Annotated in this window: 20 protein-coding genes; 14 read left to right on the top strand and 6 right to left on the bottom strand. The window is 43.9% G+C overall.

Annotated elements, in window-relative coordinates; genetic code table 11:
* Positions 1–470 precede the first annotated feature (470 nt).
* Positions 471–1397: a Gfo/Idh/MocA family protein gene (locus EKM67_RS03230; RefSeq protein WP_225417295.1), complete on the top strand. Its 927-nt coding sequence runs from the start codon at positions 471–473 to the stop codon at positions 1395–1397.
* Between the two features lie 45 nt (positions 1398–1442).
* Here the strand turns inward: EKM67_RS03230 and EKM67_RS03225 are convergent, their stop codons facing one another.
* Positions 1443–2192: a YibE/F family protein gene (locus EKM67_RS03225; protein ID WP_125577251.1), complete on the bottom strand. Its 750-nt coding sequence runs from the start codon at positions 2190–2192 to the stop codon at positions 1443–1445.
* Positions 2189–3274, bottom strand: a complete 1086-nt coding sequence (locus EKM67_RS03220; protein ID WP_125577249.1) for a YibE/F family protein — start codon at positions 3272–3274, stop codon at positions 2189–2191. The genes EKM67_RS03225 and EKM67_RS03220 overlap by 4 nt, the downstream gene beginning before the upstream one ends.
* Before the next feature lie 222 nt (positions 3275–3496).
* On the opposite strand from EKM67_RS03220, the gene EKM67_RS03215 reads away from it, so the two are divergent.
* From EKM67_RS03215 to galU, 8 genes are all read left to right on the top strand, one after another.
* Positions 3497–3817, top strand: coding sequence for a putative heavy metal-binding protein (locus tag EKM67_RS03215; protein ID WP_125577247.1), 321 nt, complete (start codon positions 3497–3499; stop codon positions 3815–3817).
* 93 nt (positions 3818–3910) lie between these two features.
* A complete protein-coding gene (locus tag EKM67_RS03210; protein WP_125577245.1) occupies positions 3911–4759 on the top strand; it encodes an aldo/keto reductase in 849 nt (282 codons plus the stop codon).
* Between the two features lie 196 nt (positions 4760–4955).
* A complete protein-coding gene (gene hprK, locus EKM67_RS03205) occupies positions 4956–5903 on the top strand; it encodes an HPr(Ser) kinase/phosphatase (RefSeq protein WP_125577243.1) in 948 nt (315 codons plus the stop codon).
* Positions 5900–6745 carry a prolipoprotein diacylglyceryl transferase gene (gene lgt / locus EKM67_RS03200; protein ID WP_125577241.1) on the top strand — a complete coding sequence of 282 codons (846 nt, stop codon included), beginning with the start codon at positions 5900–5902 and terminating at the stop codon, positions 6743–6745. Before hprK ends, lgt begins: the two co-directional genes overlap by 4 nt.
* A gap of 88 nt (positions 6746–6833) precedes the next feature.
* Positions 6834–7859: an NAD(P)H-dependent glycerol-3-phosphate dehydrogenase gene (locus EKM67_RS03195; RefSeq protein ID WP_125577239.1), complete on the top strand. Its 1026-nt coding sequence runs from the start codon at positions 6834–6836 to the stop codon at positions 7857–7859.
* Between the two features lie 87 nt (positions 7860–7946).
* Positions 7947–8897, top strand: coding sequence for a thioredoxin-disulfide reductase (gene trxB, locus EKM67_RS03190; RefSeq protein WP_125577237.1), 951 nt, complete (start codon positions 7947–7949; stop codon positions 8895–8897).
* A gap of 121 nt (positions 8898–9018) precedes the next feature.
* Complete coding sequence (locus EKM67_RS03185) at positions 9019–9960, top strand: YihY/virulence factor BrkB family protein (RefSeq protein WP_125577235.1); 942 nt, start codon at positions 9019–9021, stop codon at positions 9958–9960.
* 125 nt (positions 9961–10085) lie between these two features.
* Positions 10086–10991, top strand: coding sequence for a UTP--glucose-1-phosphate uridylyltransferase GalU (gene galU / locus EKM67_RS03180; RefSeq protein WP_125577233.1), 906 nt, complete (start codon positions 10086–10088; stop codon positions 10989–10991).
* Positions 10992–11804: 813 nt separating this feature from the next.
* Here galU and EKM67_RS03175 read toward each other — a convergent pair.
* Positions 11805–12101, bottom strand: coding sequence for a hypothetical protein (locus tag EKM67_RS03175; protein WP_125577231.1), 297 nt, complete (start codon positions 12099–12101; stop codon positions 11805–11807).
* A gap of 174 nt (positions 12102–12275) precedes the next feature.
* On the opposite strand from EKM67_RS03175, the gene EKM67_RS03170 reads away from it, so the two are divergent.
* The 4 genes from EKM67_RS03170 to EKM67_RS03155 are packed head-to-tail and all read left to right on the top strand — an operon-like array spanning position 12276 to position 16933.
* A complete protein-coding gene (locus tag EKM67_RS03170; RefSeq protein ID WP_164506544.1) occupies positions 12276–13454 on the top strand; it encodes a thiolase family protein in 1179 nt (392 codons plus the stop codon).
* A complete protein-coding gene (locus EKM67_RS03165; protein WP_125577227.1) occupies positions 13454–14719 on the top strand; it encodes a hydroxymethylglutaryl-CoA reductase, degradative in 1266 nt (421 codons plus the stop codon). The genes EKM67_RS03170 and EKM67_RS03165 overlap by 1 nt, the downstream gene beginning before the upstream one ends.
* A 6-nt stretch (positions 14720–14725) precedes the next feature.
* A complete protein-coding gene (locus EKM67_RS03160) occupies positions 14726–15895 on the top strand; it encodes a hydroxymethylglutaryl-CoA synthase (RefSeq protein WP_125577225.1) in 1170 nt (389 codons plus the stop codon).
* A 45-nt stretch (positions 15896–15940) separates the two neighbouring features.
* On the top strand, positions 15941–16933 hold the full coding sequence (locus EKM67_RS03155; RefSeq protein WP_125577223.1) for an NAD(P)-dependent oxidoreductase: 993 nt from the start codon (positions 15941–15943) through the stop codon (positions 16931–16933).
* An 853-nt stretch (positions 16934–17786) separates the two neighbouring features.
* On the opposite strand, the gene dapF is transcribed toward EKM67_RS03155, so the two are convergent.
* The 3 genes from dapF to EKM67_RS03140 form a co-directional block, all read right to left on the bottom strand.
* Positions 17787–18788, bottom strand: coding sequence for a diaminopimelate epimerase (gene dapF / locus EKM67_RS03150; protein ID WP_191986402.1), 1002 nt, complete (start codon positions 18786–18788; stop codon positions 17787–17789).
* 172 nt (positions 18789–18960) lie between these two features.
* Entirely contained in the window at positions 18961–19230 is a 270-nt protein-coding gene (gene rpsN / locus EKM67_RS03145) for a 30S ribosomal protein S14 (protein WP_125577219.1), read from the bottom strand.
* Between the two features lie 440 nt (positions 19231–19670).
* Positions 19671–20327, bottom strand: coding sequence for an MIP/aquaporin family protein (locus EKM67_RS03140; protein ID WP_125577217.1), 657 nt, complete (start codon positions 20325–20327; stop codon positions 19671–19673).
* A gap of 339 nt (positions 20328–20666) precedes the next feature.
* Between EKM67_RS03140 and trmL the strand changes: the two genes are divergently transcribed.
* Positions 20667–21176 carry a tRNA (uridine(34)/cytosine(34)/5-carboxymethylaminomethyluridine(34)-2'-O)-methyltransferase TrmL gene (gene trmL / locus EKM67_RS03135; protein WP_125577215.1) on the top strand — a complete coding sequence of 170 codons (510 nt, stop codon included), beginning with the start codon at positions 20667–20669 and terminating at the stop codon, positions 21174–21176.
* The last annotated feature ends 44 nt before the right edge of the window (positions 21177–21220 follow it).

The raw sequence follows: 21220 nt of genomic DNA, 5'->3' as shown, positions 1-21220 counted from the left end.
TACGAATCTTTTCTGAGCAACGTAAATATTTAGTGGAAAAATATCCAACGTGATTATATTTCCCACAACAAAGCAATCGACGTGGGATTCAAATCATTTCCACAAACCCAGTTCTTCCGAGTTCACCACTAAACTAATTCCAGTTTAGGTCGCGGCTGTGTGGGGCAAGTGACGACACTGTGAAACTGCTGTTGCGACAGGGCCATCGTCGCTTACAGCAGGGGCGTATTTCGATATTTTTCTCAGGAGCCGGTTTTGCGACGGAGAAAAAGCTCGAAATCGAGGTGGAAGACTTTTCCCAGAACTTAGGGGAAAGCCTGGAACCGTCCCCACAGTAGTCAGTCACTTGCCCCACGCAGCCACGACCGAAGGTAGTTCAAGAATCAATCCGTATTAAAATTAATGGAAATTTTATCCAATATTTGGCACAATAGATTATAAAAGCAGTTTCAAAAAAACAAAGGAAGTTTATGATGTTAAAAATTGGTGTGGTTGGTCTAGGCAACATTGCCCAAAAAGCTTATCTGCCCGTGATGGCACAGATGCAGGATCAAGTCGAATGGATTTTGTGTACACGAGACGAACAAAAATTGGCGCATCTACAGCATCAATTTGGCTTCTCCGAGTCGACTCGCTCGGTGCCAGAGCTCATTGCTCAGCACCCTGATGCGGTTTTTATCCACACACCAACACACACGCACACTGAATTGATCCGCACTTTTTTGAACGCGGGCATCCATGTTTACGTTGATAAGCCGGTTAGCGAGAATTACGAAGAGGTCAGCGAACTTTATCAATTGGCGGCGCAACGGCAATTATTATTGACTGCTGGATTTAATCGGCGGTTTGCACCTTTTCAACAACAGATCGCCACTTCAGGCCAACCCGCGGTTATTATCGTTCAAAAAAATCGGATCAGGGCTGAGCAAGCAGTTGGGTTTGCAATCTATGATTTATTTATTCATGTGGTGGATACGGCCCTGTATTTGGCGGGCATCGATGCACGCGATCAGGTCAGCTGCCAATATCAACTCAGCTCTGATCAGGGAATATTACAAAATTGTGGCTTGGTGCTCTCGAGTAAAAATCTAACGGTTTATGCATTGATGAATATGCAAGCGGGTGCCAATACTGAGACCAGTGAGGTTCAGCAAATATCTGGAACGAAACGGTTAGAAAATTTGGAACATTTAACCATCAGTACGGAAAATGGGACTCAAGTTAATAACTTTCCAGATTGGACGCCGACTTTAACGCGACGGGGATTTGAGCCGCTTATTCATGAATTTGTTAGTGCAGTGGCAACTAACGCGACGAATCCAGTTAGTCCAGCCACAAGCATGCTTTCACATCAATTGTGTTCAGAACTGGTTGATTTTTATCACCAACAAAAATAATTTAAGAAATTGTTGCAAAAAAGTGACCACCAATTCAATTGGTGGTCACTTTTTCATTTTGGAACGGGAAATAATCAAGGTGGTTAAGGGAATGACCAGTAAGACGCCGATGATCGAATAAATCATGATCACGAATTCCTGGACGAATAACTTGTCATTGAGAATTTGTGGAATCGTGTAATGCAAACGTGAATACCAAATGAAGAGGGCTAAAAAGCTACCGAAGAATCCAAAGAGAATGGTATTAACGGCTGTCCCTAAAATGTCTTCACCGATATTCAGACCACTTTGATAAAAGTTGGCGCTGGAAATAGTTTCGTTTGAATTTTTCAATTCTAGTAACCCTGCACTCTCGGCGACGGCCGCTTCGCTGATGGCACCCAATGTGCTGAAAATGGCGACGACCACGCCGATTGCGGCGAAACTAATTCCAGGGGCGTCGGATAATCCGATTAAGTCTTCGCCAGCCTGATCGCCGATTCCGAAGGCTTGAGCGAAATGGTTGAAGATTAAAATGATGACGACAATAATCGCGGTAACACTAAACGAGCTGAGAAAAGCATGATCGGCAATTTTGGTATCGTGGGTGCCTAAATAAATAATTGTTAACAGCTTTAGTGGAATGAAACAAGCAGCCGTGAGCCAAATATTTGCGCCCCAGCTGATCAGCAAGGCCACGAGAAAGACGAGCATGAAGTTGATTACGATACTTAAATAACTTTTAACACCCGCGCGACCACCAACCACAATCATCAAAAGGAATAAAACTAGTAATAAAGCTAACATGGTGCTCATTTGCGCGCACCTCTTTTTCTAAGCAAGAAATAATACGCCGATAGTGTGGCAACCGGCACTGTGATGACGATCCCGATTGCGGAGATCAAACTTTGGAGGACGCCTAAAGATAGCGTGTATTCGAATGTGTAGGCGATCGAATTATTATTCCGCAAATAGAGAATCGTCATCGGCAGCGCGTCGGCCATGAAAATTAAAAATAAAACGTTGATCAACGGTCCCATAATTTCTTGACCGATCGCCCGTCCGCTGGACCACAATTGTTTGCGGCTGAGCGTTGGTGTGTGATGGATAATTTCACTGAGGCTCGAAACAATGTCTGTCGATTCATCCATGACTGCCCCGAGAACGCCCAGCAAAGTTTGTCCGAGAAACAATGAGCGGGGATTTTGGGTGGCATATTCAACGGCCATATAAGTGATGCCCTTTTCGCCAGTTAGTTGCATGATCGCATAACTCAGACCGAACGCGATCAATAATGAAATGATCGTGCTGACCAACATGGCAAACATTTTTTTCTGGAGGCCTTGATACAATAAGAAAGACACGCTGGCGAAAACAATTGCGGCGATGCTGTAGATCAGAATGGTGTTGGTGCCGTTTTTATGAATATCAAAACGAATCACGAGATAAAAAATGGCCGAATTGAGGATCAACGACAGCATGACTAACCAGGGTTTTTTGCCGATGAGGATGATCATTAACATCACCATCACGGAAATAATGGCGATCACGACCCAATCACGCTTGGGGGTGGTAATGTCGATTTGTTGCTTGCTGATTTGAACGAAAACGCGTTGATGTTGATGATAGCCTTGGTCGAGCAGTTGCGAACGGGTGTAAGTATTCTTGATCGTGTATTGCTGATTGCGATGCGAATGATTCAAGACGCGCAAAGTTAACTGCTGAACGATGGTTTGGTCAGCGTCATCATATTGATCTTTGACTTTCGTTGCAGAAAGTTGTTTCGCCGAAGTCACGACCGCAATGGTGCTATTATAATTCGTATTGAAATAAGTAAATAACGTTGCCGCCAAACAAATCAGTGCGGCGATTAAAATAATTAGCTTTTTTTTATTCAAAGAATCGACCAACTTTTCGAATTTCTCATGAGTTCTCTTACAAATTCTAGTCTAGTTAAAAAAAGCCACAAATAATCTGATTGGAGATAATTTAGCAAAATATTAAAGAAAGTTTTGCTAAATGACCTGAGCAGACAATCGATTCGAAAACGATTAGTTGTTTCACGAAAGCCCTTACGCTAAAATGAGAATGAATTCAATAAATCGATTGGGAGTGATTCGATGATAATTACAACGACGAATACCGTGCAAGACAAAACCATTTCTGAATATAAAGGGATCGTTTTTGGCGAGGTGATCACTGGGATCAATATGTTCAAAGATATGGGTGCTGGCCTGCGGAATATGTTTGGTGGCCGTTCTAAGGGCTACGAGGAAGAATTAACGAAGGCGCGCGAGGAAGCTATCGCAGAAATGAGCGACCGTGCGGAACAATTAGGCGCAGATGCCGTTGTGGGTATGAAAATGGATTATGAAGTTCTCGGGTCAGATAACGGGATGCTAATGGTCAGTTGCAGTGGGACTGCGGTTAGACTGCGTTAAGCTGCCGGTTTTTTTAGATCGTTCGTGCTTGGCTTGCACATTGATTTTCCAGCAATGTTATAATGAACTTATTAAATGTAAGAGGTGGATTAAATGTCAGTATTAACAGAAACTTATCAACTCGCAAATGGCGTTCAGATTCCCAAGGTCGGCTTCGGCACTTGGCAAATTCCTAATGGCGAAGAAGCGTATAACTCTGTCACGACGGCTTTGAAAAATGGTTACCGTCATATCGATACAGCAAAGGCTTATGGCAATGAAAAAAGTGTCGGTCAGGCGATCCGCGATTCTGGAATCGATCGTAAAGAAATCTTTGTGACCTCTAAATTACCTGCTGAAATTAAAACCTATGATGGCGCACTGAAGGCCTTTGATGAAACGATGGCTGATTTGGACATCGATTATCTAGATCTTTATATTATTCATGCACCATGGCCATGGAGTGAGACTGGCAAGAATTATGATGAAGGCAATATTGAAGCGTGGAAGGCTTTAGAAAAAGTTTACGCGGATGGTCGTGTTCGCGCAATTGGTGTTTCTAATTTTGCCGTTCGCGATTTGAAGAATCTGTTGAATCATTCAGAAGTTACACCAATGGTTAACCAGATTCAATATTATATTGGCTTCACAGAACCCAAAATTACCAGTTATTCGCAAGCACATGGTCTTTTAGTCGAAGCCTATTCACCATTGGCAACTGGTCGCATGCTGAACAATGACCACGTGCTTAGATTGGCGGAAAAATATAATGTGACGACGGCGCAATTGGCGATCCGTTTCTGTATCGATAATGGTGCCTTGCCATTACCAAAGTCAGTCACACCTGTCCACATTATTAGCAATAAAGAATTAGATTTCAAGATCAGTTCAGAAGACATGGACGTCTTGAATTCGTTGGCTGATACGGCCGATGGCAACAATCATAATCGCACACAAGGCTAAAAAACTATACACAAGCATTCGAAAGAGTAGGGCGCCATTAGTTGGTGGCCTATTTTTTTGCGCGAATTTTTATCAGACCTGTCATGCTGGATGAAAAAAATCGTCAATAATGTTAAACTTGAATTCAAACACAATAATTATTAAAATGCGCTTGGCGATACGTGGATGTGTCGCTGAAACTTTTTGGAGGCAAGTCATGGCTGAAGGTATTTTAGTCAAACAACTCGTAGATGATTTAAAATTAAAAGTATTGTCTGGTCAAGAAAGTTTGGCTCAAAAAACGGTGACCACGAGCGATCTATCTCGTCCCGATTTTGAAATGACTGGTTATTTTGCTTACTACCCCCAGCGACGGCTACAAGTTTTCGGTTTAACGGAAACGGCTTTTGCCAAAGGCTTGACGAGTGATGAGCTCTCCGTTGTTTTGCGGCGGATGTGTCAGACGGAAACACCGGCTTTTGTCATCAGCAGTGGCTTAACGCCGCCGAAAGAAATGATCGTCGAAGCCAAGCGCGCCGGAATTCCGGTGCTAGGTTCTGATTTATTGACGACGCGGCTTTCTAGTGTGCTGACCGATTATTTGCACGTCCATTTGGCAGAGCGCAGAAGTATGCACGGCGTCTTAGTCGACGTTTATGGCTTGGGTGTTTTGATCACCGGTGATTCCGGCGTTGGTAAAAGTGAAACTGCGTTGGAATTGGTCAAACGTGGGCATCGTTTGATTGCCGATGATCGCGTGGATGTTTATCAGAAAGATGAAAGCACGATCGTTGGTGAGGCACCGAAGATTTTGAAGCATTTGATGGAAATTCGTGGCATCGGCATCATCGACGTCATGAATCTCTTCGGTGCTGGCGCCGTTCGTCAAGAAACGGAGATTTCATTGATCGTCAATTTGGAAAACTGGCGAGCTGATCGTAATTATGATCGGCTTGGCAGTGATGAGGTCACGCAACAGATTTTCGACGTGCCGATTCCAAAGATGACGATTCCCGTTAAGGTTGGTCGTAATTTGGCGATTATCATTGAAGTGGCCGCCATGAATTTCCGTGCGAAATCAATGGGTTATGATGCCACCCAAGTGTTTGAACGCAATTTAAATGAATTAATTCAAGAAAATTCAAGTGAGGATGATGATAAATGAGTGCAATTATGTTGGCTTTAAATCCGATTGCGTTTTCATTAGGCAATCTTCATGTTCGCTGGTATGGTGTGATCATCACGCTGGGTGTGGTGGTCGCTGTTTTTTTGAGTATGCGGGAAGCAAGACCGCGGGGAATCGATCCCGATGATGTGATCGATTTGATTTTTTGGATGTTGCCGATCGGTTTGATCGGTGCGAGATTGTATTACGTGATTTTTGAATGGTCTTATTATTCGCAAAATCCTGGTGATATCATCAAGATTTGGAATGGTGGGCTAGCGATTTATGGGGGCTTGATCGCCGCCGTAATTGTGTTACTAGTCTTTTGTTATCATCGGTTTATTCCCACTTGGTTATTGCTGGATGTGCTGGCGCCGACTGTCCTTTTAGCGCAAGCAATCGGTCGCTGGGGCAACTTTATGAACCAAGAGGCTTTCGGTGCGAAAACGACACTAGGATTTTTACAAAGCCTACACTTGCCAGAATTTATTATCACGCAAATGAATATTAGTGGCGCTTATCGGCAACCGACATTCTTGTATGAATCTGTGTGGAGTTTGCTGGGCGTGATTTTATTGCTGAGCTTGCGTCACCGCACTCATCTTTTCAAACAAGGCGAGGTTTTTCTCAGTTATATTACTTGGTACGCAGTGGGTCGCGCCGTGATCGAAGGGATGCGGACAGATAGTCTTTACTTGTTTGCCAACATTCGTGTGTCACAATTGCTTTCGGCAATCTTGATTGTTGCGGCGATCGCCATCATCATCGTGCGTCGTCACAATGAACCACAGCTGAAATGGTATCTTGATGGCAGTGGCAAAACGATTCCAAAAGAAAAATAAATCATTTCAATGCTGAAAAAATCGTGCATGACAACCTTGATATTACGGTTAATTTCAAGCCGGTTGTTTTGCAGCTAGGAGAAAAAATTTGTCAATTAAAATTGGTGTTTTAGGTGCAGGTTCGTGGGGGACTGTTTTGGCGGATTTGTTAGTCAACAATGGTCATGAGGTCGAATTATGGGGCAATAGTCAAGAAATTGCCGATGAAATCAATACTTTCCACACGAATCGACATTATTTACCAGAGTTTAAAATCAATCCACAGGTGCACGCAAGTCTGGATTTAACAGAAACTTTGCAAGGTGCTGACGCCGTTTTATTTGTTTTACCAACGGCTGCCATTCGTTCGGTGGCTAAGCAAATGTTGCCTGTACTGGCAAAAATGGATCAGAAACCACTCTTGGTCAGCGCGACGAAGGGTCTGGAAATCGGCACGCACAAACGCATCTCTCAGATTATTGCCGATGAATTTCCGGCAGAATTGGCACAACGTTTGGTCATTTTCTCCGGCCCGAGTCATGCCGAGAATGTTGCCACTCACGATATTACTTCCTTGACAGTTGCCTCCGCGGATTTGGCCGACGCCGAATGGGTTCAGTCGATCTTCATGAATGATTATTTCCGTTTGTATACGAATGATGATCTGGTCGGAGTTGAACTTGGCGGCGCTTTGAAAAACGTGATCGCGATCGGTGCCGGAATTTTACACGGTCTCGGTTATGGCGACAACGCGAAAGCAGCCTTGATGACCAGAGGGATTGCCGAAATTAGTCGGCTTGGTGTGAAAATGGGCGCCAATCCATTAACTTTTATGGGCCTGTCTGGTATTGGTGATTTGATCGTTACTTGTACGAGTGTGAATTCGCGTAATTGGCGCTGTGGTAACGCGTTAGGACAGGGTCAAAAACTCGATGACGTTTTGAAAAATATGGGCATGGTTGTCGAAGGTGTTGGAACTGCAGAGGCCGCTCACGAATTATGCACGCAACTGCATGTCGATACACCGATTTCTGAAAGTATCTATCGTGTTTTGTACGAAGATGCAGATATTCACGAAGAAATCAGCAAGTTGATGCAACGCGATGGCCGCAATGAAATGGAATTTGAAAATTAAATCTGAAATATCTAATGAGCACGCGATTAGACATTTTAGCAAAAATAAGGTAAACTAGTACTTATTAAAAGTAAGGGAGTAATGCGCATGTCCAAACAATATGATGTCGTTATAATTGGCGCAGGCCCCGGTGGAATGACTGCCGCACTTTATGCATCACGTTCAAATTTATCCGTTTTAATGTTAGATCGGGGAATTTACGGTGGGCAAATGAACAACACCGCCGAAATTGAAAACTATCCTGGTTTCAAGTCGATTTTAGGCCCCGAGTTGGGTGAAAAGATGTACGCTTCATCGACTCAATTTGGTGCTGAATACACTTATGGCACGGTCAGTGATGTGATCGACCATGGCGCGTATAAGACCGTTAAAACAGACGAGGGTGATTATGAGGCTAAGGCAGTTGTGATCGCCACAGGTGCCGAGCATCGCCATTTAGGTGTGCCTGGAGAAGATCAGTACTCAGGCATGGGAGTTTCTTATTGTGCGGTCTGCGATGGCGCCTTCTTTAAGGATCGCGAAGTTGCCGTTATTGGTGGTGGCGATTCTGCCGTTGAAGAAGGAATCTATTTAGCCAATCTTGCTAGTAAAGTTACGGTTGTTCATCGACGTGACCAATTACGCGCTCAGAAGATTTTACAACACCGCGCTTTTGCTAACGATAAGATGGAATTCGTTTGGAATGCCCAAGTCGAAGAAATTGTCGGCGATGGCAAAAAGATTGAATCCGTTAAATATCGTGACAAGGAGACCGGCGAAGAAAAATCATTGCCAGCCGAAGGGGTCTTCATTTATGTTGGTATTGAACCCATGACTGAACCTTTCAAGAACCTCGGAATTTTGAATGAGGCGGGTTGGATCGAAACAGATGATACGACCCGGACTAAAGTTCCCGGTGTTTTTGCAGTCGGGGATGTTCGTGACAAGCATTTGCGCCAAATTGCCAATGCGGTTGGTGAAGGTGGCCTAGCTGGACAAGCAGTCTTCGATTACTTGCAAGAATTAGGTGACTCTGAAATCGCTGCGACTGAAAAATAATAACGATTTGAAAAGCCCACTAACATGAAGTTGATGTTAGCGGGCTTTTTAGCGTCTTTCATTGCTCAGGGTCGCTTATTTTTGATATACTGAAAATATCAGTATCTGGAGGTTGATCGGAATGGATCAAGATACAAAGTTGGCGGCACCACTTTTTAGGCAACGGTCACCGTGGTATAAGAAAATAATTTCGTTCATACAAGCAGTGGTCAAACGTGTGATTTCTAGCAATATTAGCAATTCAGCAAAAGTGATTACTTATTATTTGCTATTATCTTTTTTCCCGTTAGTTATTTTTATCGGGAACGTTTTGCCATTCTTGCGGTTGGATTCTAAAACAATTATTTCATACTTAGAAATGGCCTTCCCTGCGCAAATCATGCCGTTGATCAAACCCATCGTCACCTCGTTACTTGCGACAAGTAGTGGCGGCTTGCTCTCGTTTGGTGTGATCGCCACCTTATGGGCTGGCAGTCGCGGGATCAACGCGATCCGTAATAGCATGAATGATGTTTATCAAATCGATAGTTCCAAAATATACAGTGATGTCGCCATTCAGAATGCGATCGCACGCCGGGTCCTTTCTTTTTTGATCACGTTTATTTTTGTCATTAGTTTACTGGCAATCATTGTGGTCTTCACGTTTGGCCAGCAATTCTTGGAATGGATCATTCCAACTTTTCAGCTTTCTAATACGATCTTGGATGTTTTCTTGACTTGGAAGTGGCCAGTCGTCGTAACGGTTGTAACGTTAGTGATCATGTTCTTGCAATATTTCTTACCATCAACACATTTAAAGTTTTGGACGATTTTGCCAGGGACGATTTTTACGACGGGGACTTGGTTGTTGCTGACACAAGGTTTCTCGCTATATGTTCGCTACTTCGCGCGTTCATTCAATAGTTATGGCACCATCGGAACATTTATCGTGGCGTTATTGTGGTTGAATTTCGCCGCAACTTTATTAATGATCGGCGTCGTGATCAATGCGATCTTCAATGAATCGTGGCATGGCGAACAAGGCGTCGCGAATAGTCGCTTGTTGAGACTATTGAATCGCTAGTGCCAAGTTACACAACCCTTTATTCCGTTAACGTTTCATGATATGCTTAGAGGTAGAAAATGATCAGATCCACCTAGAGATTTTGTATGCTTGCGGGTCGTCATGTTGAGGAGGATTTTTTTGAAATGAAAGTTCGTAAAGCAGTGATTCCAGCAGCAGGATTCGGAACGCGCTTCTTGCCTGCAACCAAGGCAATGGCCAAAGAAATGTTGCCGATCGTCGATAAACCCACGATTCAATTCATCGTCGAAGAAGCGAAAGCATCTGGCATTCAAGATATTTTAATTATTACCGGTAAAGGCAAGCGTCCAATTGAAGACCACTTCGATTCCGTGCCTGAATTGGAGCAGAACTTGCGCGAAAAAGGCAAAACCGAATTATTGAAGTTAGTTCAAGAGACCACCGAAATGGGCGTTAACCTTTATTTCACCCGCCAATCAAATCCACTTGGCTTAGGGGATGCCGTTCGTCAGGCCAAGTCATTTGTCGCCGACGAACCATTCGTCGTCATGCTTGGCGATGACTTGATGGAAGATAAAGTCCCACTAACGAAGCAGTTGATCGATGACTATGAAAAGACGCATGCTTCAACGCTGGCAGTAATGCAAGTGCCTAAAGAAGATGTTTCTGCCTATGGTGTGATCGATCCTGAAGGCGAAGCCAGCCCAGGATTATACAACGTCAAACGCTTCGTCGAAAAGCCCAAAGTTGAAGATGCACCAAGTAATTTGGCCATCATTGGACGTTATTTATTAACACCAGAAATTTTCGACATTCTCGAAAATCAAAAGCCAGGTCGCGGTGGCGAGATTCAATTGACGGATGCGATCGATGCGATGAATAAGACCCAGCGCGTTTTCGCGCATGAATTTAAGGGTCGTCGTTATGATGTGGGTAATAAATTTGGTTATGTGAAAACGAATATCGAATTTGGTCTTCGTCATCCTGAAATTAAAGATGATTTGCGCAAGCTGATCATTAGTTTGGGGCATCAATTAGAAGCAGAAGATAAAGCAGCTACGAAGAAATAATTTGAAAATGGGTTACCGACTCGTATTTGGGGTTGGTGGCCTTTTTTTGTTTGTGGTTCCGGCGAAATTTGTGGTGGGAACTGGGAAACTGCTGTGGGGACGGCTACAAGCTTTTGGAAACCCACCAAAAGTTTTCCGCCTGAAATATGAGCTCTTCCAAGATCGAGAAGATCTCATATTTCCCCATTTTGTAAATTCGCACAAACCGCTCATTAACAAAATTGCCACTGCAGTCCCAGTTCCCACCACAAATTTCGCCTCGTCTATTCAGAAGAGCTCGATAAGTTCAGCGTTGGATATTTAATGTACATTCCTAATTCAAACAATATTTTTTAAACGTGTAAAACGAAAATTGGTAATTTAGGTACACGACAAATTTAAAAATAGGTGCAATCTTTCACCTAAAGCGCCATTCTATCAGCTTTTTAAGACTATTCTGCACCTATTTTAAAATTTGTCGTGTGTTATTTTGCGTAGATTTGAAATTCACCGCTTTTTCTTTTTAGTTATTCAAAGTAAAGGCGACATTGATAATCCAACTTCCAGGAACCCCGCTATTCAATTCCTACACTAAACTAAATTAAGTTTAGGTCGAAAGTGCTGGGGCAGGCAGTCGCGGCAGTGACAACCATGTTGGCGGGATGTTTTTCCCCGCCTTACATGGTGGATCGATTCGAGATTTTGCCGATTTTGCAAAAGCTCAAATCGAAGCTCGGAACTTTTCCCGCACTTGGAAAAGTGGAGAGCGGTCCCACAAGCCACAGACCTGCCTGCACCAGCGCTTTCGACCGCAGGTAGATTAGTATTTCAAGATTAACGCAGCCAAGCTTTACCATCCGCTAATTTAAATCCAAAGACGGCCTGTTGGTGCTGGTCGATTTCTAAATAGATTGGCAGTTGGCGATAATCAGATTGGTTAAGCAACACGAGCAGCTCCCACTGATGCAGCGACTTTTCTCGAACAGCAGTGGCAATGACCAATCGCGACTGGCCGTCATTGGCTTCGACGCGAACTAAAGTAAGGGCGCGGATCTCTTGATCGTGCCGATAGAAAAATTGGGTATTTTTATTGATATCATTAATTAGTTGTAAAAAATCGAGGACTAACATAATTTCTCCATAACTTTTTGGTTACCATTGTGATAGCAGCATAGTTATAATATTCGTTTAAAATAAATCTTAGCGCAAGACAAAATTTATTTTTTCGGTTATTCTATAGGCTAGCAGTTTTTAGCTGAGTGGTAAAGACTTGAATCATTTATTAAACAAGGGGAGTTTTATTTTTTGGAAAAAATTGTCATTGTTGCAGCAAAACGGACACCAATTGGTAAATTTCGTGGACAGTTCAAAGAAATGAGTGCCGTCGATCTCGGCGTGGCCTGTTTGCAAGGATTGTTAACTGAAATTCCGGCGGCTAAATCACGGATCGATCAAGTTTTGATCGGCAATGTTTTAGGTGCGGGGTTGGGACAAGATCCTGCGCGACAAGTTGCGATTCGAAGTGGTCTCGAAAACGAAGTGACCGCAACGACGATCAATGATGTTTGTGGGTCGAGTTTGAAGGCGTTGCACTTTGCACAGCTGAGTTTATTGGCTGGTGAGGCAAACGTCATTGTCGCGGGTGGCATCGAAAGCATGTCCAACGCGCCATTATTGTTGCAACGGCCTGAGAAAAAGCAAGCAGTTGATCGTCAGGGTGTTTTGACCGACAGTCTCTTCGAGGACGGTTTGACCGACGCGATGACGCATGAAGCCATGGGTAAACAGATCGAAGAAATGGTTGCCAACAAAAAAATCACGCGCGAACAACAGGATGAATATGCATTACACTCGCAACAAAAAGCGGCCGCTGCAATCGCATCAAGCGTATTTACTGACGAGATCGTGCCGATCGAAGTTGATGGTGAATGGATCACGCGAGATGAGTCCGTGCGCTCAGTTACCTCGCTTGCGGGGTTGGCTTCATTGCGGACGTCTTTTGATTTAGAAGGGACGATCACTGCTGGCAATGCTTCGCCGCTAAACGATGGCGCCAGCATGGTTTTATTAACGACCGAAACGTTTGCCCACGAACAAAATTGGCCGATCATGTCGTTTGTCGGTGAATTTTCTGAAGTGGGAGTTGCTTCGCCTGACTTCGGCGTTGCGCCGATTCAAGCGGTCAAGAATGTACTGGCATCGGCAAAACTAGACGTCGATCAAATTGACCTGTTTGAATTAAACGAGGCCTTTGCTGCCCAAGCAATCGCCGTTTGCGACGGGTTAAAAATTCCTGAAGACAAATTAAATATTTCTGGTGGCGCGATCGCCTTGGGTCATCCACTGGGTGCCACAGGGACGCGGTTGATTGCCACCTTGGTTCATGAAATGCAGCGCCAAAAGTTGTCTCATGGATTGGCAACGCTTTGCATTGGTGGCGGTCAGGGTATCGCCGTTCATTTAAATCGAGAAGGTTTAGCATAATGAAATTTTATGAGTTGTCGCGCCAAGAAAGATTGGCTTCTTTACGAGAAGGTGGTCAGTTGACGGCGGAAAGTTACACGTACTTACTGGAAAAGCCAGCATTAAACGAATCGATCCTCAATGCGATGGTGGAAAACAGTATTGGCCAATTTAATTTACCGTTTGGGATCGCCGATCATTTTTTGATCGATGGTCAGGTTTATTTCGTGCCGATGGTGACCGAGGAGCCTTCTGTGATCGCGGCGGCGAGTAATGGTGCCAAACGTGTGGCGAGCAGTGGCGGATTCACAACCGTTGCGTCCGAACATTTACTAAAAGCACAGGTGATCATTCACGGTGTCACCAATCACGATGAGTTGACCAAACGTTTAACAAATGCGGAGGCTGCAATTAAGCGCGTTGCAATTTCTGCACGTCCTAGCCTTGTTCGTCGCGGCGGCGGGGTGCGTCAAATCGAATACAATCAGCTGCCCGAAGGCTATGAAGAGTTGGCGTTGTGGATCGATCCGGTAGACGCCTTTGGTGCCAACATGGCCAATACGATCGCGGAAGCCGTGGCGAAATATTTGCAGGTGGCAGTTTTGCAAGATGATGAACGCATTTTGACGGCGATTTTAAGTAATACTGGCGAAAAAATGACGGTAACCATCGAGTGTGCGGTGAACTGGTCGCAGTTAGCAACCGATCAACTTTCGGGTGAGGAAGTCGCGACCAGAATCGCCGAACTCAATCATTTTTCCACTCTGAACCCAGATCGAGCGGTGACTGAAAATAAAGGCATTCTCAATGGCGTTTTCGCGGTAGCGTTAGCGACTGGCAACGATTTACGCGCCATTAGCGCGAGTGTGAGTCATTATTTGCAAACTACATCAACACCGGTTTTATCGCAGTGGCAATTGGATCATGAACAACAATTATTGCGTGGCAGTCTAACTTTGCCATTACCGATCGGCAGCGTTGGCGGCGCAATCAATTCCTTGCCAGCGACTCAGATCAGCCTCGAATTATTACACAATCCCTCAGCTAAAGATTTAATGAGTATCATCGCCAGTGTCGGTCTGACCAATAACTTGGCGGCCTTGCGCGCGCTCGTGACTAACGGCATTCAAGCCGGTCATATGCATTTGCAAACGGCGAATTTAGCCATTCAGGCTGGCGCAACTGGTGATGAAATTGAAGTTTTGCACGAAAAGTTGAATCAAGTTTCGCAAGCCGATTTAACGCTTGCGAAAAAGTTACTCCAACAATTAAGAAATGAAGGTTAATTAAGCATGAGTTTTGAAAAAATCGGGATCGATAAAATTGGTTTTTATACGCCTGAATTCTATCTGGATTTAGCAGATTTGGCGCAAGCTCGTCAAGTTGATCCTAATAAATTCAAAATTGGTATTGGTCAGGATCAACAAACCATTTTGCCAGCAGATCAAGATGTGGTGACCATGGCCGCAAATGCCGCGGCGCCGATCTTGACAGCAGAGGAGCGCGCACAAATCGACTTGGTTATTTTTGCCAGTGAAAGTGGGATCGATCAGTCTAAGGCGGGGTCGTTGTATTTGCAACGCTTATTAGGGCTCAGTCAGGCTGCTCGTGCGTTTGAAATCAAGGAGGCATGTTATGGGGCCACCGCTGGTTTACAGATGGCGTACGACCATTTAACGGCGCATCCAGATAGCCAAAAAGTTTTAGTCGTCGCTTCCGATGTTGCGCGTTACGGCATTGAAACTGCTGGCGAGGTAACTCAAGGTGCCGGTGCAGTCGCCATGTTGGTCACGCGGGCACCGCGGATTTTGGTGCTGAATCAACCCAGTGCCTACTTCAGCGAAGAAGTGATGGATTTTTGGCGTCCCAATTATTCTGACACGGCTTTTGCTAAGGGTAAATTTTCGACCGAGCAGTATTTGCGATTCTTGGAGATCGTTTGGCGTGAATACCAGACGAAGACGCAAGAACAGCTGACTGATTTCACGGCGCTGTTATTTCACATTCCTTATACGAAACTTGGATTGAAGGGATTGAGGCAAATGACGGCGGATGCTAGCGAGGACGTTCAACAACGTTTATTGCAAAAATTCGAAACGGCAACCATTTATAATCGGCGCGTCGGTAATATTTATACGGGCTCATTATATTTGAGCCTGTTGTCGTTATTGCAAAATGCGCAGTTAGCTGATTCGACAAAACTAGGCTTATTCAGTTATGGATCTGGTGCGGTCGGCGAATTTTTCAGTGGTGAAATTCAAAGTGGTTATCAACAAATGGCCGGTTTGACTAACGTGGCCGATTTATTAGATCGCCGCCAGCAACTGACCGTCAAAGAATACGAGCAGATGTTTGCGCAGACTTTGCCGACGGATGGTAGTACCCTAGAGATCGCACCGGTTTCGCCGCTCGCCGAATTTCATTTAACTGGGATCACAGCTCACCAACGTCAGTATCGTTGATCGAACTCACTATTTAAAAAATTAAGAGGTCAGGAGCGTTTTAATTTGAAAATAACAGCATTTGGTGTGAATCAAACGGAAAAATTTTTCTTAGAGAAATTAGCAGGTGAACAACAATTCGAACTGAATATCGTTGAGGCGTGGGCGAGTGCCGCGAATCTCGATTTGGCGGCTGGTAGTCTAGCCATCAGCACGTTGCAGACAGGACCATATGATGAGGCATTGTTTGCCAAAATGGCCGCGCTCGACATTCGCTTACTAGCATTGCGCAACGTGGGAACGGATAATGTTGATTTTGCCGCGGCGAAGAAATATGGCATTCAAGTTAGTCACGTGCCCTCATATTCGCCGAACACGCTGGCCGAATTTGTGGTCATGAATGCGATGCGTTTATTACGACGCACGAAAGAAATGGACCTGGCCACTGCTGCCGGTGAGTTAACAGCCGCTCAGAAAATGGTTGGGCGTCAATTAAGCGCTCAAGTTGTCGGTGTGGTTGGCACGGGTCATATTGGTTTCGAGACCGCCAGATTATTGCATCAAATTGGTGCGAAGGTCGTTGCCTTTGATCCTCATCCTAGCGAAGATTCACCAGAATGGCTGACGTATGCGGCGAATATCGAAGAATTGTTGAGCCAAGTTAATATTGTGACTTTACACGTTCCGGGAATCAAAGCAAACGATCATTTACTGAATGCCCAACGAATTGCACTGTTGCCGGACAATGCAATCATTATTAATACCGGGCGTGGTAACTTGATCGATACTGACGCGTTGATTGCGGCGCTTCGAGCCGGAAAATTAAGTGGCGTTGCTATCGATACGTTTGAATACGAAGCAGAAATAGAAGCGCAAATTCAAGCGGGTCAGCAACCCAGCGAGCCTCACTATTTACAATTGCAGCAAATGCCCAACGTGATCATGACTCCGCACATTGCCTATCATTCATTAGGTGCGGTCGAAAACATGGTCAAAATTTCGATCGACAATATTTTTAACTTTGCTAAAAATGGTTCGCCGATCAATCGCGTCGAATAATCAAATAGGGTGACTAGCGGGCTTAAATCAAGTTCAGCTAGTTTTTTTTAACGCGAAAAATAAGCTAAAAATTTCGGAGGCTTATTAGTTGCAACCGGTTACAGCGGATGATACTATATACTTGTAAAGAGGAACAGGTGCACAGCTAGTCAATGGTAGTTTACCAAACTAGCACAATTAGAACTGATGATCATCGGTCAAGTGATACTCAACGAAGGCCAAAGTTGAGTGGGTTTCAAGTTAAGAGTTACCTGTAGAGCCTGAAGGGCAGAACAGTTAGAACTCTTGATTGCATCATCGCATCAAGGTTTAAGATCCAACAGATTGAAGATCTAAGTAGGTTTTGAACCGAAGAAGTAAGTAGTGTGTTTGAAGTTGAAACACCGTGATAAAAACTGTTGATGAAGTTAGTCAACGGAAGTTTAGATTCGGGATGGTGTGTCATAAGCACGTTTCGGATACCAACAAATATTGGTAGTGGTTGCTAGAAGTTCATCATTATGATGATGGCAGTGCTACCAGCAAGTACCAATTTAGCAGCAGACTTAGAAAGCCGTAGTGTTAAAGTAAGTCGTATGTATGCGGACAGTAATAAGCTGATACAGAAGATTGTGTAACAGATTGAGTACTTGTAACAAAAATAGCTTGAGGTGTTAGATATTAGTAAGGTTAAACAAATTGCATCTGTTCTCTCTTTACGCAAAAAGACGACCTAGCCGGAAAGATTTCGGTTGGGTCGTTTATTTTGTAGCTTGTTAGCTTGATTGTGGTGAACTGGAATTTAACGGCTCATTTTGTTGGTGGCGTTAGGGCTGTGTGCTTGAAGATTCGGAACGGCTCCGTTTTTGAACGATTAAATATTGAGTGAAGCGACAAAATTACGATACTGAACTTGTTCGCCGGTATCTGCGAAATCCACTTTCGTTAAATCAAATTGTGGGTCATTGAGTTGATCCAGGGTGACGGTTGTTGAGCCTAGGAAAGTCGCGTTGCCGACTAATGAGACCCAATATTTCGAATGACGCGCAGGATCGGTATTTTCGTGGACAATAGTTTTGACCATGCCACCGGGATTTTGAATCGTTAATTCTTGCTCGAAGTGGCCACCTTGCTCCAATACATAGACGAGACTTGACGCGGACATCCCCGTGCCACACGCGTTAGTATAACCAACGCCGCGTTCATAAGTTCTCACAAATAAATGATTGTCGCCTAAGACTTCGACGAAACTAACGTTGACACCACTGGGGAAAATGGGATTGTCGCCATTATTTAAATAACTGGCGATTCTGCCCAGTTCTGGACCAACGAGTGTTTCGTGATCGACGTAACTGATCAAATGTGGGTTAGGCACAGCAACCGCCGTGAAAAACAATTGATCGGAGAGCGCGCCGATTTTTTGATGGTGTAATTCGGGTAGATCTTGCCAATGCAAGCCTAAATCCTTCGCCGCAAAACTGATCGGTGAAATTTCTGCCTGGAACGTTTTAATGCCAGGTGCAAGTGGCGTTGCTTGTTTGACGAGCAAGTCAGCATACATCGTTTCAATTTTGAAATCTGATTGTTGATGTGCTTGGCCTAAATAGCGGGCGACGGTGCGAATACCGTTACCACACATTGAAGCTTCGCTGCCGTCTGCATTGATCACGCGCATTTTACCGATCGGGCCGGCATGCGTGGGTGATTCGACGACAAGTACGCCATCCGCGCCATTCCAGAGGCCGGTTTTGCGGTCGCTAACTCTTTGTGTGATCGATATGATTTCTGGATCGGTTAATGGACGTTCTAATTTGGTTTGGTCAAGAATGAAGAATTCATTATCAGAACCATGGACCTTGGTTAAAGTAATCTCCAACATAGTCACTCGCTTTCAACTTGATAGCCTTAGTATAGCGTAAAAGTATGATAAAAAAATGAATCTGGCCAATAATTTAAAATTTTCTGCTAGGTAATAAAAATGTGCAAATTTAAAAATAAAATTTGCACATCAAACGTCACCTTATTGGATTGTCAGCACCAACGAAAATTTACCAGCTAGCTTTGCGAACACCGGGTAACTGACCCTTGTGTGCGAGTTGACGAAAATTAAGTCGCGACATTTTAAATTTACGCATGTAAGCGTGGGGACGTCCATCGAGTTCGTCTCGGTGGTGCATGCGAGTTGGTGATGCGTTGCGCGGCAGTTGACTCAATCCGGCATAATCGTGTGCCAGAATTAGCGCCTCACGTTTTTCAGCGTAGCGTGCAACGGTTGCTTCGATCTTGAGTTCTTTTGCAATTTTTGATTTTTTTGCCATAACTTCTCCTTGAAATTGCCAGCAAATTAATTAGAGTCTACAAACTTGTGCATTAATTTTAACACGTCTATCATCTACTTACAAATAATAAGCAAATTACCAGAAAATTTTCGGCTTTCAGTCCCTAAACGGTATTGTCATCAAAAAGTAAACAAGTTTTTAAGCAATTGGCTTGTAAGTTACAGCATCAAGTGATATATTATTTTCAAGGTTGTCGTCGCGCTTTTATCAAGGGCTATCCTTTGCTAAAAGTTTCGATTAAGACCTTATGAATGTAGTTTCTCGCTGTGTAAAACCGAGGGACTACATTTTTTTGTGTGAAAATAATGTTGAACGTGCAATTCGTTTTCAGATAATTCAAGTGGTCAACGATTTTGAGGAAAGAAAAAACGTGATCATAACAGCTGTTAGGGCTGTGATCACGTTCTGAAAATCGATTGCTAAGCTTCGGAACCGAGGAATAATCTTGAGCAATAAGCGGCCAGCACTGCGCCAACTTCTGGGGCAACAATGTAGAGCCAGAGATGTTTCAAGCCTGAACCGCCGGCGAGAATCGCGGGTCCAAATGAACGAGCCGGATTCAATGAAGCACCGGTCAAGTTCAACGCGAAAATAATTAACATTGCTAACGAGAGTCCAATGATCAGACCTGCAAAATCATTATTGCCATGATCTTTGCTCGTCACATTGATAATGATCATCAAGAACATGAAGGTTGCCAATACTTCGACTAAGAAGGCAACGCCCATGGAAATCTTGGGAAAATCAGTTTGTCCTAATTGGTTCGTTGGCAAATTCAAAGCACCAACAAAGATTTTGACAAAAATTGAAGCGACGGTTGCCCCGAGAAATTGAGAAACAATGTAACCAACGGCACTAGTTGCGGAAATCCGCCGATTGATCAACATCGCAGTCGTGACGGCGGGATTGAAATGGCCACCTGAGATACCACCAAATGCATATGCAGAAATTGTAATGGCCAATCCAAATGCCAACGCGATCGTCAAAGTATCACCCTTCGCGATCGTGACCGCACTTGTCCCCAACATGACTAGGAAAAACGTTCCCAAAAATTCAGAAATATATTTTCTTACCAATAATTTCGACCTCCTAAAATTAAATAATTGCTATTATCATTATCATTCAATTCGGCGTCTAAGTAAAGTTAAAGGCTAGCATGTATTGCAAACTGAGCTGCCTAAATTTTTCAAACTGAGAAACAGGGGTTCCAGCGGGTTATCGTTTGAATGGTCACAGGGCAACTTTAATCGACATCGCGGACTGTTTAATGATTGGTTAATCCTACTGAAGACCCTAGTTTTATAAAAAGAAACTATGTTAGAATAGCAGTTGATAGTTTTTGATTGCAAACGGATCAGCCGCTTGATGCCGGCTGAAATAAGTTATCATTTATTAATCGAGATCGGGGTATGAAAATGACTAACCATATAGCACTTTTTGAACCATTAATGCCAGCAAATACAGGTAACATTGCGCGGACTTGTGCGGCGACAGGAACGGTATTACATTTGATCCGTCCGCTTGGATTTCAAACGGATGATCGTCATTTGAAACGGGCCGGCTTAGATTACTGGGATAATGTTGAAATTGTTTATCATGATGACTTGGATGACTTTTTGAAGTCTATTCCAGATCAGAAATATTTATATTTGATCACGAAGTTTTCGGCACAAGTATACAGTGATCAGAATTTTTCTGATATTGCGCAAGATCACTATTTCTTATTTGGTAAGGAAACAACAGGCTTGCCAGAAGATTTTATGCGTGAAAACACAGAAAAGTGTTTGCGCATTCCGATGACAGATAAAGTACGGGCACTTAACTTATCGAATACCGCTGCGTTGGTGATCTATGAAGCCTTGCGTCAACAAAGTTTTGCGGGTCTTGAGCTGTCACATCGCTATGAACACGATAAATTAAAATAGGACAACACGCCTATTTGATTGTGTGCTAGATTCATGTGCTTCTG

The organism is Lapidilactobacillus mulanensis, assembly GCF_003946215.1.
In the GTDB taxonomy this organism is placed as follows: domain Bacteria; phylum Bacillota; class Bacilli; order Lactobacillales; family Lactobacillaceae; genus Lapidilactobacillus; species Lapidilactobacillus mulanensis.
The sequence above is the reverse complement of the archived record's forward strand: the minus strand, read 5'-3'. Positions and strand labels throughout refer to the sequence as shown.

Bases quoted from the DNA above. Each gene is read 5' to 3' on its own strand.
- EKM67_RS03230 (WP_225417295.1), top strand. From the start codon at position 471: ATGATGTTAAAAATTGGTGTGGTTGGTCTAGGCAACATTGCCCAAAAA.
- EKM67_RS03225 (WP_125577251.1), bottom strand. From the start codon at position 2,192: ATGAGCACCATGTTAGCTTTATTACTAGTTTTATTCCTTTTGATGATT.
- EKM67_RS03215 (WP_125577247.1), top strand. From the start codon at position 3,497: ATGATAATTACAACGACGAATACCGTGCAAGACAAAACCATTTCTGAA.
- EKM67_RS03210 (WP_125577245.1), top strand. From the start codon at position 3,911: ATGTCAGTATTAACAGAAACTTATCAACTCGCAAATGGCGTTCAGATT.
- hprK (WP_125577243.1), top strand. From the start codon at position 4,956: ATGGCTGAAGGTATTTTAGTCAAACAACTCGTAGATGATTTAAAATTA.
- lgt (WP_125577241.1), top strand. From the start codon at position 5,900: ATGAGTGCAATTATGTTGGCTTTAAATCCGATTGCGTTTTCATTAGGC.
- trxB (WP_125577237.1), top strand. From the start codon at position 7,947: ATGTCCAAACAATATGATGTCGTTATAATTGGCGCAGGCCCCGGTGGA.
- EKM67_RS03185 (WP_125577235.1), top strand. From the start codon at position 9,019: ATGGATCAAGATACAAAGTTGGCGGCACCACTTTTTAGGCAACGGTCA.
- galU (WP_125577233.1), top strand. From the start codon at position 10,086: ATGAAAGTTCGTAAAGCAGTGATTCCAGCAGCAGGATTCGGAACGCGC.
- EKM67_RS03175 (WP_125577231.1), bottom strand. From the start codon at position 12,101: ATGTTAGTCCTCGATTTTTTACAACTAATTAATGATATCAATAAAAAT.
- EKM67_RS03165 (WP_125577227.1), top strand. From the start codon at position 13,454: ATGAAATTTTATGAGTTGTCGCGCCAAGAAAGATTGGCTTCTTTACGA.
- EKM67_RS03160 (WP_125577225.1), top strand. From the start codon at position 14,726: ATGAGTTTTGAAAAAATCGGGATCGATAAAATTGGTTTTTATACGCCT.
- rpsN (WP_125577219.1), bottom strand. From the start codon at position 19,230: ATGGCAAAAAAATCAAAAATTGCAAAAGAACTCAAGATCGAAGCAACC.
- trmL (WP_125577215.1), top strand. From the start codon at position 20,667: ATGACTAACCATATAGCACTTTTTGAACCATTAATGCCAGCAAATACA.